This is a genomic window from Acidocella sp. MX-AZ02 (genome assembly GCF_000306035.1).
Taxonomy (GTDB): Bacteria; Pseudomonadota; Alphaproteobacteria; order Acetobacterales; family Acetobacteraceae; genus Acidocella; species Acidocella facilis.
The window spans coordinates 155053-167813 of record NZ_JH976208.1; the positions used below are offsets into that span (position 1 = coordinate 155053).

11 protein-coding genes and 1 pseudogene are annotated in these 12761 nt (G+C 65.3%); 2 read left to right on the top strand and 10 right to left on the bottom strand.

All coding sequences use genetic code 11. The annotated features are described in order from the left end of the window. Both MXAZACID_RS08960 and MXAZACID_RS08965 read right to left on the bottom strand, forming a co-directional pair. A partial coding sequence (locus MXAZACID_RS08960) for a filamentous hemagglutinin N-terminal domain-containing protein (RefSeq protein WP_008493954.1) occupies positions 1 to 1096 on the bottom strand: 1096 nt, incomplete at its 3' end. A 22-nt stretch (positions 1097 to 1118) separates the two neighbouring features. Continuing rightward, complete coding sequence (locus MXAZACID_RS08965) at positions 1119 to 2735, bottom strand: ShlB/FhaC/HecB family hemolysin secretion/activation protein (protein ID WP_008493955.1); 1617 nt, start codon at positions 2733 to 2735, stop codon at positions 1119 to 1121. A gap of 309 nt (positions 2736 to 3044) precedes the next feature. Between MXAZACID_RS08965 and MXAZACID_RS08970 the strand changes: the two genes are divergently transcribed. After that, positions 3045 to 3338, top strand: a complete 294-nt coding sequence (locus MXAZACID_RS08970; RefSeq protein ID WP_008493956.1) for a PAAR domain-containing protein — start codon at positions 3045 to 3047, stop codon at positions 3336 to 3338. A 203-nt stretch (positions 3339 to 3541) separates the two neighbouring features. Here MXAZACID_RS08970 and MXAZACID_RS08975 read toward each other — a convergent pair whose 3' ends face one another. The 7 genes from MXAZACID_RS08975 to MXAZACID_RS09005 all read right to left on the bottom strand — a co-directional run bounded on the left by MXAZACID_RS08975 (position 3542) and on the right by MXAZACID_RS09005 (position 11664). After that, on the bottom strand, positions 3542 to 5131 hold the full coding sequence (locus MXAZACID_RS08975; protein ID WP_008493957.1) for a gamma-glutamyltransferase family protein: 1590 nt from the start codon (positions 5129 to 5131) through the stop codon (positions 3542 to 3544). 58 nt (positions 5132 to 5189) lie between these two features. Further along, complete coding sequence (locus MXAZACID_RS08980; RefSeq protein ID WP_008493958.1) at positions 5190 to 5966, bottom strand: amino acid ABC transporter ATP-binding protein; 777 nt, start codon at positions 5964 to 5966, stop codon at positions 5190 to 5192. Further along, the gene (locus MXAZACID_RS08985) at positions 5963 to 6715 is read right to left on the bottom strand and encodes an amino acid ABC transporter permease (RefSeq protein ID WP_008493959.1); all 753 of its coding nucleotides are present in this window, start codon (positions 6713 to 6715) and stop codon (positions 5963 to 5965) included. The genes MXAZACID_RS08980 and MXAZACID_RS08985 overlap by 4 nt, the downstream gene beginning before the upstream one ends. An 18-nt stretch (positions 6716 to 6733) precedes the next feature. Further along, a complete protein-coding gene (locus tag MXAZACID_RS08990; protein WP_008493960.1) occupies positions 6734 to 7570 on the bottom strand; it encodes an ABC transporter substrate-binding protein in 837 nt (278 codons plus the stop codon). A gap of 217 nt (positions 7571 to 7787) precedes the next feature. Further along, positions 7788 to 8954: an AI-2E family transporter gene (locus tag MXAZACID_RS08995; protein ID WP_008493961.1), complete on the bottom strand. Its 1167-nt coding sequence runs from the start codon at positions 8952 to 8954 to the stop codon at positions 7788 to 7790. Between the two features lie 75 nt (positions 8955 to 9029). Further along, the gene (locus tag MXAZACID_RS17790; RefSeq protein ID WP_008493963.1) at positions 9030 to 9611 is read right to left on the bottom strand and encodes a chalcone isomerase family protein; all 582 of its coding nucleotides are present in this window, start codon (positions 9609 to 9611) and stop codon (positions 9030 to 9032) included. Positions 9612 to 9795: 184 nt separating this feature from the next. After that, entirely contained in the window at positions 9796 to 11664 is a 1869-nt protein-coding gene (locus MXAZACID_RS09005; RefSeq protein ID WP_008493964.1) for an ABC-F family ATP-binding cassette domain-containing protein, read from the bottom strand. Positions 11665 to 11754: 90 nt separating this feature from the next. On the opposite strand from MXAZACID_RS09005, the gene ndk reads away from it, so the two are divergent. Further along, positions 11755 to 12177 carry a nucleoside-diphosphate kinase gene (ndk, locus tag MXAZACID_RS09010; protein ID WP_008493965.1) on the top strand — a complete coding sequence of 141 codons (423 nt, stop codon included), beginning with the start codon at positions 11755 to 11757 and terminating at the stop codon, positions 12175 to 12177. A 66-nt stretch (positions 12178 to 12243) separates the two neighbouring features. Here the strand turns inward: ndk and MXAZACID_RS09015 are convergent. Continuing rightward, positions 12244 to 12761 (bottom strand): annotated as a pseudogene (locus MXAZACID_RS09015) (hypothetical protein); the annotation flags it as partial.

The following is a 12761-nucleotide window of genomic DNA, read 5'->3' on the forward strand; positions in this document are numbered from 1 at the left end:
CTTGCGCGGCGCGGGCGAGGTCGGTGCCGAGCGCGATGGTGCCGCCGCCCGCCTGGCCGGAGGTGTCGATGACAGCGTGCGGGGCCACCGCCACCGTGCCGCTCGCCACCGCCTCGATCTTGCCGCCGCTGCTGGCGACCGCATGGCCCTGCGCCAGCAGGTTGCCGGCGATGTTGATGCCCCCGCCCACCGCCTGCAGCGAGATGCTGCCGCTCTGCCCCTCGGCGCTGTTGGCGCGCAGCGTGCCGCCCACCTGCAAGAGCTGCGAGATCAGCCCGTCCGCATCCGCGGCGGTGAGGGTGATCTTGCCGCCATCGGCGAGGATCAGACCTTTATTGGTCACCAGAGCCGGGACGATTTTGCCCTTCAGATCCACCTGCGTCACCGCCTTGGTGACATCCAGAGAGATCAGCCTGTCGCCATAGAGATCCAGCGTGAAGGCGTCCGCCCCGGCCAGCACCACCTGGCCCAGCCGGGCGGTGATGATGCCGTTATTGGCCACTTGCGGCGCCACCAGCCCGACCAGCCCGGCCTGCCCGGCGGTCAGCTTGCCATCATTGACGATCTTCGCCCCCGGATTCGGCGTGCCGGTGAAGGCCATCTTCCCGGCCATGAAGTCGGAATCAGAGATGTTGGAGGTGGAGACGAGGATCGCCTGCGCATTCACCTCCGCCCCCTTGGTGAACACCACGCCGGACTGGTTGATCAGCACCAGCTGGCCATTGGCGCTGATATGGCCGGCAATGACAGAGGGGTCCGGGCTGACGACCCGGTTCAGCGTCACCGCGCTGGACGAAGGCTGCACATAGGTCACCTGCGCATTGCTGCCGACATTATAGCTCTGCCAGTTGATCGCGGCGCGGTCGCTGCTCTGGGTGATGGTGGTGCTGCCGGTGCCCTGGGTGATGCTGGCATTGCCGCCCACCACCACGCCGCCTTGCGGGGTGGCGGTGGAGGAGAGGCTCTGGGCGCGCGCCGGTGCGGCATGCGCCAGCACGGCGCTGAGCGCGGTGCTGGCCAACAGCCAAGACCCGCGCCAGGCGGCGCGGCTCTGGCCGCGTAGAGGCGATGATTTGATCTGCCGTTCCAGTGCCATTTTCAGTCTCCCGCCGCGCCGCTTAGAAGCGCGCCGTTACACCCCAGTAGATGATCGTCTCGGAGAGCGGCGCCACGTGGGTGGAGCCGGGTACCAGCTGCGTCACCAGCCGGTGCGTCACTTCGCCATCGAGTTCGAGATTGCGCGTCAGCCCGAGCCGCACGCCGCCGCCGACAGAGGCGATGCGATGATTCAAATCCGTCGGCAGGTTGGCCCAGGTCTCGCCCCAATCATAGAAGCCATAGAATTGCGCGCCCATCTCAAAATCATGCTTGAACAGGGTGAAATCCGTGCCGGTGTTCAATTGCAGCTCGGCGGTGGCATAGGCCGCCTTGTCGCCCACCACCTCGCCGGAATAATAGCCGCGGGTGAAGCGGGTGCCACCGAGATAGAATTCCTCCGCCGAGGGCAGGATGGCGGTGCTGTACTGGCCGCCGACCTCGGTGCGCAGCGCCACATCCGCCGCCGGCCAGGGCGAAAACAGCGTCTGCACCCGGCTGATCGAGCCGTTGAATTTCCAGAAATCGAATTTCGCCTGGGCGCGGCCGCCCGGCGGCGCGGTGCGGCCATCGGCGGAGCTGCCCAGCAGCGGCAACCCTTGCGAATATTGCACTTCCAGCACGTTCAGCGCATTGCGGCTGTTGCCGAGCCAGAGATCCTGCCAGGCATATTGCCCGCCCAGCCGGGCCACGCGCAGGCTGTCGGCGCTGTTGGCGCCGCTGGCCCCGCTGCCGGCGAACATGATGTGGCTTTGCGCCGCGTCCAGCCGCACCCGCGCGATCAGCGCCTGGTTGCGGCGCAGCAGCACCGGATAGCTGAGCTGGCCGCCAAATACCTCCACCTGGCTTTGATAGCCGGCAGACCGCAGCACCCCGCTGGGATGGGCGCGCCCGGCGCCGCCATAGAGCTTCAGCTGCAGACCCGACGTGCCGATGAAGAAGCTCTCTGAAATCTGGCCGAAATTATCGGTGTTGCCGCTGGTATGGAAATACGAGATCTCGGTCTGGTCGCCATGCGCGGTCAGGCTGTTGATGTCGGCCACCAGCAGCCCCTCGGCCGGGCCGGTTTCATCGAAGCCGCGATTATCCGCCGTCACCAGCCCGGAAAGGGTCTGTTTGGAAACCTCGGCCACCAGCGTCAGCGCCCCAGGGTTGCCTTGGTCGGCCTGCAGCACCGCATGCACGGACACGCCCGGCACCTGCTGCGCCAACAGCAGCCAGCGCTCAAGGGCTGCCTCGCGCAGCGGGCGCTCCTGGGTGAGGTGATTGAGAAACCCCAGCACCATGGTGCCGGCCGGGCCGATATCCTTGGAAAGTTTGACATTGGTGACATAGCCTTCCGTCACCACGAAGCGCACATCGCCGGTGGCACTCACATCCAGCGTCACGGTGGAGAGAATATAGCCATGGCTGCGATAGAGCCGCACCAGCGCCAGCCGGGCGGCTTCCAGCTTGGTGAGCGGCACGCTCTGCCCCGCCAGCCCGGCGATCATGCCGTTCAGTTTCGCGGCGGGAAAGGCGGTGGCGCCGACAATGCTGGCCGAATGCACCTGAATCGAAACCGCCGGCAACGGCCCCTCAGTCCCGGTTTTTGAAAAATCCGGCAGCCCCTTGCCGAGTGTCGTCGGGGTTTGCGGCATGATGTGCGGCAAGGGAGAGGTTGTCAGGCTGGGAACGCTGGCCGTCTGAGCCAAAGCGCAATGGCCGGCCACCATAACAAGGCCCGCGCCCGACATGGCGGCGCGCGCGATTCTTCCGGCCTTGAACGTTGCGCGTCGCATTTTGCCTCGCCTTCATCCCTGTACCGGATCGTTATAAACAGAAAACTTTTTCAACGCTAACGCGTATCCGTGAATTTTGGACGTTTCGCGGATTAAACTACACCCGGTAACGAAATCATTGGCTCTTTCATATTGAAGGGCTGCCCCCCGCGGGGCTAAGCTGCCGGCATGCCGATGCCCGCCGCCCGCCTGACCGATATGCATGTCTGCCCGATGGTGGATGTGCTGGTCCCGCATGTCGGCGGGCCGATCATCGGCCCCGGCGCGCCGACAGTGCTGATCGGCGGCATGCCCGCCGCGGTGATGGGTGACAGCCTCACCTGTGTCGGCCCGCCGGATAGCATCATCAAAGGCTCGGCCACGGTGATGATCGGCGGCAAGCCGGCGGCGCGGATGCTGGATAATTGCGCCCATGGCGGCATGATCGTGCTCGGCTGCTTCACTGTGATGATCGGCGGCTGAACCGCGCCGTTTTGGTTGGGGCGCGACAGGTTTGTCACCTTTATAATAAAAAACGCCGCGTCATTGCTGACGCGGCGTGCGATGCGCTCATCCTGCCGGGCTTAGAGCCTCAAGCTTTTAGCTTGAGGCTCTAATTTTGATATTGGCGAGCAATTTCATGTGTTTATCTTGACGCTGCCGCGTCAATCTAAACACATATTGCTCTAGTACCCCAGAGCGCAGCCATCCTTGCGCGGATCGGAGCCGCCGATCAGGATGCCCTTTTCACGGTCGATCTCGATCACCTGGCCGCCGCCATGCGCATCCGCCGCCGGCACCACCTTATGGCCCATCGCGGCCAGCGCATCGCGGGTGGCCTGCGGAATGCCGCGCTCCGCCTCGACCTTGCCCGCATAGGGGAAGATGCGCGGCAGATCCAAGGCGGCCTGCGGGTCCATGCCGTAATTCAGCATGTTGGAGAGCACCCAGCTCTGCCCCATCGGCTGATACTGTCCGCCCATCACGCCAAACACGAAGCGCGGCAGCCCGTCCTTGAAGGCCATGGCGGGGATGATGGTGTGCATCGGCCGCTTGCGCGGCGCCACCTGGTTGGGGTGGCCCGGCTTGGTGCTGAAGGAGAAGCCGCGATTATGCATCACCACGCCGGTATTGCCGGCGACGATGCCCGAGCCGAAGCTCTGGAAGATCGAGTTGATGAAGCTGCAGCAATTGCCGTCCTTGTCGACGACGGTGATATAGACCGTATCCTTGTGCGCGTGTCCGGCCGGGGGCAGCGTGTCCAGCGCCCGGTCATCCTGGATCAGCCCGCGCAGCCCCGAAATATAGGCGTCGCTGAGCAGATGCTCCACCGGCACATCCACCTGCTTGGGGTCGGCCAGGAAGGCGTCGCGGTCGCGATAGACCAGCCGCGCCGCCTCCAGATGCCGGTGGAGGCGCAGCACCGAGAGCGGATCGCCGGGCGGGGCGAAGCCGTCCATGATCCCCATCAGCATCAGCGCGATGATGCCCGAGCCGTTCGGCGGGCATTCCCAGACATCATGTCCGGCGAACGGGCGCGAGATCGGCGTCACGAATTCCGCCAGGCTCAGCCCGTCAGCGAAATCCTCCTCGGTATGGAAGCCGCCACGGGCGCGCAGATCCTTCACGATCTCGGCGGCGATCGGCCCGGTGTAAAACGCCTTGGCGCCGTCCTTGGCGATGGCGCGCAGCGTCGCGGCCAGCTGCGGGTTGCGCATCACCGTGCCGGTGGCCGGCGCCTGCCCATCCTTCAGGAACAAGGCGGCCTCGTGCTTCCTCAGCTTGGCCAGCACATCCGGGTCGGCCCAGTCATCGGCGACGCGCGGCGCCACCACATAGCCCTCCTCGGCGAAGCGGATCGCCGGGGCCAGCAGCTCATCCAGCCCCTTGCGCCCATGCGCCTTGACCAGCGCCTCCCAACCGGCGACGCCGCCGGGAATGGTGACGGCATGCGGCGAGCTGTTCTCGTAGGCGGAAAGCCCCTGGGCGGCCAGCGCCTCCAGCGAGAGCCCGGCCGGGGTGCGGCCGGAGGCGTTCATCGCGATCACCTTGCCGCTGCCGGCGGGTGAATAGAGGCAGAACAGATCCCCGCCCACCCCGGTGGAGTGCGGCTCCACCACCGCCAGCACGGCGGCGGCGGCGATCGCGGCATCCATCGCATTGCCGCCGGCTTTCAGCACCTCGATGGCAGTCAGGCTCGCCTGCGGCATCGAGGTCGCGGCGATGGCGTTGGTGGCATAGATCGGGCTGCGGCCCGGCGCGTGGAAGTCCCGCATTCTGTGTCTGTCCCTGAATTTTTTTGTGAGAGAAGAGTGTCGCGCCCGGGGCGCGGCGTCAATGCAGCACGGCGCCGAGCAGCCTTTGCGTCACTGGATGGCTGGGCGCGCCGAACACCTGCTCCGGCGGCCCTTGTTCGATGATCCTGCCCTGCGCCATCACCACCACCCGGTCCGCGACCTGGCGGGCGAAGCCCATCTCATGCGTCACCACCACCATGGTCATGCCCGACTGCGCGATCTCGCGCATCACCGCCAGAACCTCGCCGACCATCTCCGGGTCCAAAGCCGAGGTCGGCTCATCGAACAGCAAAATCGCCGGGTTCATCGCCAAAGCCCGGGCAATCGCCACGCGCTGCTGCTGCCCGCCGGAAAGCTCGGAGGGATAGGCCTCCTCCTTCTCCGCCAGCCCGACGCGCTTGAGCAAAGCCCGCGCCTGCGCCTGCGCCTCCTGCTTTGCCGCCTTGCGCACCAGCTGCGGCGAGATGGCGATGTTGCGCAGCACATTCATGTTGGCGAACAGGTTGAAGCGCTGAAACACCATGCCGACATCGCGCCACTGCACGGCGATGTTGCGCTCCCGGTCCTCAATCAGCTTGCCGCCGATTTCCCGGTAGCCGATCATCTTGCCATTCACCATGATCCGCCCATGCTCGATCGTTTCGAGATGGTTGATGCAGCGCAGCAGCGTGGTCTTGCCCGAGCCGGACGGGCCGATCAGCACCACCACCTCGCCGCGCTTCACGGTGAAATCGACATTATCCAGGATTTTGTTGGCGCCGAAATATTTATCGACATTCTGCATATCGACCAAAATATCATCCGCCATGCTCATGCCTCCGCCTCCGCCGCCACCGCCTGGATGCGCACGATCTTTGACTTACGGCCCAGCTGCAGCCGTTTTTCCACCCAGCCCATGAACAAGCTCCAGGCGCTGGTGAGGATGAGGAAATAGATGCCGAGCACGGCATAAAGCTCGAAGGTGCGGAAGGTGGCGGAATTGATCGTCTCCGTCACCAGAAGCATTTCCGACACGCCGATGACGCTGACCAACGTGGTATTCTTCAGCAAAATATTGAACTGATTGCCGATCGGCAGCAGAATCACCCGCAGCGCCTGCGGCAGCACCACATGGCGCATCAGCATCAGCGGCGGCATGCCCAGGGCTTTCGCCGCTTCGGTCTGGCCCTTATCCACCGCCATGATGCCGGCGCGGAAAATCTCCGCCATGTAGGCGCCCTCATGCAGCCCCAAAGCCAGAATGCCGGCCTGCAGATTTCCCGGAATGGTAATCCCGGCCAGGGTGAAATCCGAGAAATGCATGATCCCGGCGGCCGCCAGCCCGGTATAGATGAATACGATCTGCACCAGCAGCGGCGTGCCGCGCAGCGCCCAGATATAGAGGCTGGCGATCGCGCGCAGGCTGCGCCGGCGCGAGAGCCGCAGCTGCGCGAACAGCAAGCCAAGCACCACGCCGATGATCTCGGCCGAGACCGCCATGGCGACGGTCAGGCCCAGCCCGACCAGGAAGGCGCTGCTCGGGGTGAGCAGCTGAGCCCAGAAATACGACCAATCGAAATGCACGGGATCAGACCTGAAAGATCAAGGCTGCGGCTGCATCGGCGCGTCCAGCACGTCGGACGCCAGATCCCATTTCTTGAAGATGGCGGCGTAGCTGCCATCCTTCATCATGTCCGCGAGCTGCGCCGCGAACGCATCGCGCAGGCCGGGCTCATTCTTCCTGGTGGCGATGCCGGTGAGGATCTTGAAATAAGGCGCGCCACCGGTGACGAATTCCCCCGGCGCGGTCTGGTTATAATACCGCCCGATCTCGTAGGACACGCCGTAAGCCGCCACCTGGCCGAATTGCAGCTGCTGCAGCGCATCGGTGTTGGAGGGGAAATCGACGATGTTGATCAGCGGTTTGCCCGCCGCCTTCAGCTTGTCGTTCTCCGCCTGCAACAGCACCGTCGCGGTGGTGCCGGTGACACTCGCCACCTTCTTGCCGGACAGGCCCGCGAGTGTATCAACCGTCGGCATGCCTTTCTTGAACAGGATGATCTCCTGCGAATACATGTAGGGGACCATATCCACCACCTGCAGCCGCGCCGGCTTGATGAAAAGCTGGGAGATGATCGCATCGCAGGCGCCGGCCTGCAAAGCCGGGATCAGCCCTGAAAACGGCGTGTTCACCCATTTCGCCGTCAGCCCCAGCCGCTTGGCCAGCGCGTCGCCCAGCTCGATATCCGCGCCTTGCGGCTGCTGCTGGGCATTGACGAATTCCATCGGCGGCTGGCTCAGCGAGCTGCAGAAGGTCAGCGTCTTGCTGCTGGTGATGCTGGCGGGTAGCCCATCCGCCCGCGCGCTCACGGGAACCAGACAGGAGGATGCGAGCATCAGGCCCAACGCCATGCCGGTGAGTTTATCGAACATCGCCATTCCAATCATCTCCATGACACGAACACGCCCGCGGCGGGCAGGTTTGAGAGGCGCATGGTGATGATGAAGACAACGGTATACAATCATATTCTTAGGCAAAAACGCAGGGATGAAACGCGGCCTGCACACAGATTCATCGGCGTGATGGCATTTTCATCTTAGATTGCTCAGGATTGCGCAGATACCGTCCGGCGCAAGGAAGGTGGGTTTAAAATATTCAACGCGCCATGGGGTGCTTCGGCATATGCGCCGCCGGATCGCCCTCCAGCTCCTCCGCCACCGGGTTGATCGGGCCGGGGCGCGAGCCCACCCACTCCCGCCAGACCAGGATCAGCGCCGTCATCACCGCCGGGCCGATGAACAGCCCCACCAGCCCCCAGGCCGAAACCCCGCCCAGAATGCCCAGCAATACCCATAGAAATGGCACACGTGACGCCCCGCCGATCAGCACCGGGCGGATGAAATGGTCGGCGACGAAGGTGACGATGACGCCGATCACGACGATGCTGATCGCCGCCGCCAGGCTGCCCGTTGCCAGGATCACCAAAGCCACCACCGCGATTGCCACCGCCGCCCCGAACGGCACCATCGCCAGAATCGCGGTGAGCAGCCCGAACAGGGTGGCGTGCGGCACATGCGCGATGAAATAGGCCGCACCCAGCACCACGCCCTCGCCCAGCCCGACCAGTACCAGCCCGTTCACCGTGCCATGCACGGAATTGACGATCTGCCGGCCGATATCCTCGCCCGCGCTGCCGAAGGCGCGGCGGCTGGCCACCAGCACCTGGTCGATGATGTAGTCGCCATCGCGCAGAAAGAAGAACAGCCCGAGCAAGGTGAAGCCGAACAGCACCACCCGGTGCACCGTCTCCTGCCCGAAATGGCTGAGCAGCTTCGCCCCGCCGCCCTGCATGGCGCCATGGGTGAGGGTGGAAATCTGCCCCGGCTGGCCGATTTTCTCGTCCCAGAGCGAAATCAGCGCCCCGCCATGCGGCAGCTCGCTGAGAAAGGCGGGCGGGTCGATGCCATATTGCTGCGCCTGCATCCACCATTCCCGCGCCGCATGCGCGTCCATCGAGAAGGGGATGGCGATGACGATGGCCGGCAGCACGAACACCACCACCACGGCCAGCACGAAGAGCGCCGGCAGCAAAACCCGGCGATGCCCCGGCCAGCGCGCGGCGGTGCGGCGGAAGGCCGGCCACAGCGCGATGGAAAAAATCGCCGTCCAGGCCAAGGCGGGGAGAAACTCACGCAAGGTGAACAGCCCGGCCAGCACCAGCAGCGCCACCGCGGCGAGGCTGCAATAGCCCTGGGTCCGGCTCATCCCCGCCTGCCCCTCGCGCAGCCAGGTTCCGGCCGGGGCGGCGTTGTCTTCCGTCATGTCGGTGTCATCTCCACAGATCCTCGTCTCTATCTGCGACAAGGCGCGGAAAAATCAATTAGAGCAACATCCGATCTACCCCGTCTGGCCGAGCAGCGCGCGCTTCAGCCCGGGGGCCTGCACATGCGGGCCGATGAACATGGCCAAAATCAATTTGGCGAATTCCGGGTCCGCGATCTGGCCGAGATAGTGGCTATTCTCATAGGCGTCGGCCTTGTCGTGCTGGAAGATGAACGTCACCGTCTCGCCGGCGGAAACCGCGTTCAGCGACGCGAGAAACCGGCTCAGCTCGGCTTGATTGAGGCTGCACGGGGCCAAGCAGTTCGCCGCCAGCCCGGTGGCCCAGGCCTTGCGCACCTGCGGCGCGGCGACATTATGCACGAAATGCAGTTGCAGGATTTTCGGCGAGTCGGAATTCAGGATGGCGGCGGCGTTGCGGCTCGGATGCGCCAGATACAGCCCGGCGACATAGATATGCACGTGAAACAGCGAATAGGTGCGCAGCCCCATGCCGTTGAGCTGCAATTGGTGGGTGCCGAGCGTCTGGCTGTCCGGCAATTGCACGCCGGCCATCTCGGCGGCGCGCGCCTGCAGGCCCGTGACGCAGCTCAGAGCGAAAACGGCCGCGCAGAGGCGGGCTTTGCTGAAGCGGATCATCCGCAACCCTATAGGAGATTTTCGTCCGGCGCGGCGCGCGAAAAAACGCTGTCTTAACGGATCATAATCTCCTGGTACGGCTGCATTCACCTGGTGCGAGGGCCTGTCTGCCGTTAGGGCGGGTGGGGTTGAAACCCACGCGCTCTATGTATGTTTCAGCGCGCCAAGCTGAACGCATCTTGTTCTAGGCCGCTGCCTCCAGCGCCTCCGCCGCTTCCAGCCAGGCCAGCTCCGCAGCCTCGATCTCGCCTTTCAGCTGTCCCAGACGCAGCGTGATCTTGCTCAGCTCGGCGGCCTTGGAGGCCGCGTAAATCCCCTGGTCCGCCAGCTTGCCCTCCAGCAGCGCCTTCTCCGCCGTCAGCTTGTTCAACGCGCTCTCCGCCGCCTTCGCCGCCTTTTGCAGCGGCGCCAGCCGGGCGCGGGCCTGGGCGCGCTCGGCCTTGTCGTTCTTTTTCTCCTCGGCCTTCTTCGCCTGCGCCGGGGCGACGCGCTCGGACATTGTGGCGGCATAGGCGGCGAGATCGCCCTCGAACGGCGTCACCTTGCCCTGGCCGACCAGCAGCAGCCGGTCCGCCGCCAGCTCGACGATATAAGGGTCATGGCTGATCAGGATCACCGCCCCCTCGAAATCCGTCAGCGCCTTGATCAGCGAATCCCGGGCATCGATGTCGAGATGGTTGGTCGGCTCATCCAGGATCAAGAGATGCGGGGCATCGCGCGTGGCCAGCGCCAGCAGCAGCCGGGCTTTCTCGCCGCCGGACATCTGGCCCACCGGCGTATTCACCCGGTCCGCATCCAGCCCGAAGCGGGCCGCCTGCGCCCGCACCTGGGCGGGGAGCGCCTGCGGCAAAGCGCGGGCGAGATGGTCATAGGGCGTGTCGCTCAGCACCAGATCATCCTCCTGATGCTGGGCGAAATACCCCACCCGCAGCCCCTTCACCCGGAATTCCCGGCCGCGCAGTGCGCCCAGGCGCCCGGCCAGCAGCTTCGCCAGGGTGGATTTGCCGTTGCCGTTCTGCCCGAGCAGCGCGATGCGGTCTTCCATGTCGATCCGCAGCGACACCCCGCTCAGCACCGCCTTGCCGTCATAACCGATATCGACCCCTTCCAGCTGCAGCATCGGCGGCGGCAGCTCCTCCGGCGAGGGGAAGGAGAAGGGCACCGATTGCGCCTCCACCACGGCATCAATCTGCGGCAATTTCTCCAGCGCCTTCAACCGGCTCTGCGCCTGCCGGGCCTTGGTGGCCTTGGCGCGGAAGCGGTCGACGAAGGCCTGCATATGGGCGCGCTGGGCGGCGACGCGCTCCGCCGCGCGGGCTTGCTGCATCGCCCGCTCGGTCTTGATCCGCACGAATTCGGCGAAGCCGCCCGGGGTGAGGTTGAGCTTGCCGGCTTCCAGATGCACCGTCGCCTCCACCGCCTTATCCAGAAGCTGGCGGTCATGGCTGACCAGCAGGATGGCGCCGGGGAATTTCTGCAGATAGCCCTCCAGCCAGAGCGTGGCTTCCAGATCCAGATGGTTGGTCGGTTCATCGAGCAGCAAAAGGTCCGGTTCGGCGAAGAGCACCGCGGCCAGCGCCACGCGCATTCGCCAGCCGCCGGAATAGGAACTCATCGGCCGCGCCTGCCAGTCCTCGTTGAAGCCGAGCCCGGAGAGGATGCCCGCCGCGCGGGCGGGGGCGCTGTCGGCCTGGATGGCCAGCAGGCGGTCATGGATTTCCGCCAGCTTTTCCGCCGGGGTGGCGGGGTTTTCGGCGGCCTCCAGCAGTGCCGCGCGCTCGGTATCGGCGGCCAGCACCACCTCCAGCGGGGTGATCGTCCCGCCCGGCGCTTCCTGCGCGACATAGCCAAGCCGCACCCGGTTGCCCAGCATCACCTTGCCGCCATCCGGCCGCAGCACCCCGGCGATCAGCTTCAGCAAGGTGGATTTGCCCGCCCCATTGCGGCCGATCAGCCCGACATGCTTGCCCTCATCCAGCAGCAGCGAGGCATGCTCCAGCAGCGGCCGGCCGGCGATGGAGAAGGACAGGTCTTCAAGGCGCAGAACACTCATGGGCTTCCCTGTATATTAACCTGCCAGGGCTTGCTACGCCTGGGCCGCCCGGCTATTGCGCGCGCAACATCCTTTAGGAAAGCGAGTATCATGGCCACTGAGCGCACCCTCTCCATCATCAAGCCGGACGCGACCCGCCGCAACCTGACCGGCAAGATCAACGCCAAGTTCGAAGAGGCCGGCCTGACCATCGCCGCCTCCAAGCGCCTGCACCTGACCAAGGCCCAGGCCGAGGCGTTCTATGCCGTGCATGCCGCCCGCCCGTTCTTCAATGATCTGGTCTCCTTCATGATCTCCGGCCCGGTGGTGGCGCAGGTGCTGCAGGGTGAGAACGCCATCGCCAAGAACCGCGAGATCATGGGCGCCACCAACCCGGCGAACGCCGAGCCCGGCACCATCCGCAAGGAATTCGCCGAGTCGATCGAGGCGAACTCCGTGCACGGCTCCGACAGCCCGGAAGCCGCCGCGCAGGAAATCTCCTTCTTCTTCGCCGCGATCGAGATCGTCGCGTAATCAGCCTTCAGGCTGATGTCTACAAAACCCGCCGGGGTCTCCCGGCGGGTTTTTTCATGGCTGAGGTCAGGGCCTGATCTCAACCGTCAGCCGCGCATCGTCGGGCGGGGTTTTCAGCCCGTGCAGATCAATCGCCAAACGCTGCCCCGGCCGCAGCGTCACCCAGCGCCGATACAGCACCGCCTCCCCAGCCAGGATGCGCAGCAGCCCCTTCACGGGCGCCACCGGATGCACCAGCAGCCGCCCGCGCAGCGGCACCACATGCGCCAGCATCTGCGGTGTGACCCGCGCCACCCCGTCGCCGGGCAGAACCGCCAGCCCGCCCTCCCAGGAGGGCAGCCCGCCTTCCAGATCATCCGCGATATAATCGCCGACCAGGTGCCCCGCCCCGGCGGCATCGCCCTGCCCGGGCACCTGTTCCACCACATCCCCGGCGGCGAAAAAGGCGGGGTCGGTGCAGCGGCCATATTGGTCCTGGATCAGCCCGGAGGCGTCCCAGCCGAGATGGCTCTGCCGGGCCAGACCGGCCTCCGCCACCCAGCAGCCGGAGAGCAACACGCCATCGCAGGCCAGGCTGCCGCCAT

What these genes read in the sequence shown, in the direction of transcription:
- MXAZACID_RS08975 (WP_008493957.1), bottom strand. Translation starts at nt 5,131, where the DNA reads ATGCGGGACTTCCACGCGCCGGGCCGCAGCCCGATCTATGCCACCAAC.
- MXAZACID_RS17790 (WP_008493963.1), bottom strand. Translation starts at nt 9,611, where the DNA reads ATGATCCGCTTCAGCAAAGCCCGCCTCTGCGCGGCCGTTTTCGCTCTG.
- MXAZACID_RS08970 (WP_008493956.1), top strand. Translation starts at nt 3,045, where the DNA reads ATGCCGATGCCCGCCGCCCGCCTGACCGATATGCATGTCTGCCCGATG.
- ndk (WP_008493965.1), top strand. Translation starts at nt 11,755, where the DNA reads ATGGCCACTGAGCGCACCCTCTCCATCATCAAGCCGGACGCGACCCGC.
- MXAZACID_RS09005 (WP_008493964.1), bottom strand. Translation starts at nt 11,664, where the DNA reads ATGAGTGTTCTGCGCCTTGAAGACCTGTCCTTCTCCATCGCCGGCCGG.
- MXAZACID_RS08980 (WP_008493958.1), bottom strand. Translation starts at nt 5,966, where the DNA reads ATGAGCATGGCGGATGATATTTTGGTCGATATGCAGAATGTCGATAAA.
- MXAZACID_RS08965 (WP_008493955.1), bottom strand. Translation starts at nt 2,735, where the DNA reads ATGCCGCAAACCCCGACGACACTCGGCAAGGGGCTGCCGGATTTTTCA.
- MXAZACID_RS08995 (WP_008493961.1), bottom strand. Translation starts at nt 8,954, where the DNA reads ATGACGGAAGACAACGCCGCCCCGGCCGGAACCTGGCTGCGCGAGGGG.
- MXAZACID_RS08990 (WP_008493960.1), bottom strand. Translation starts at nt 7,570, where the DNA reads ATGGCGATGTTCGATAAACTCACCGGCATGGCGTTGGGCCTGATGCTC.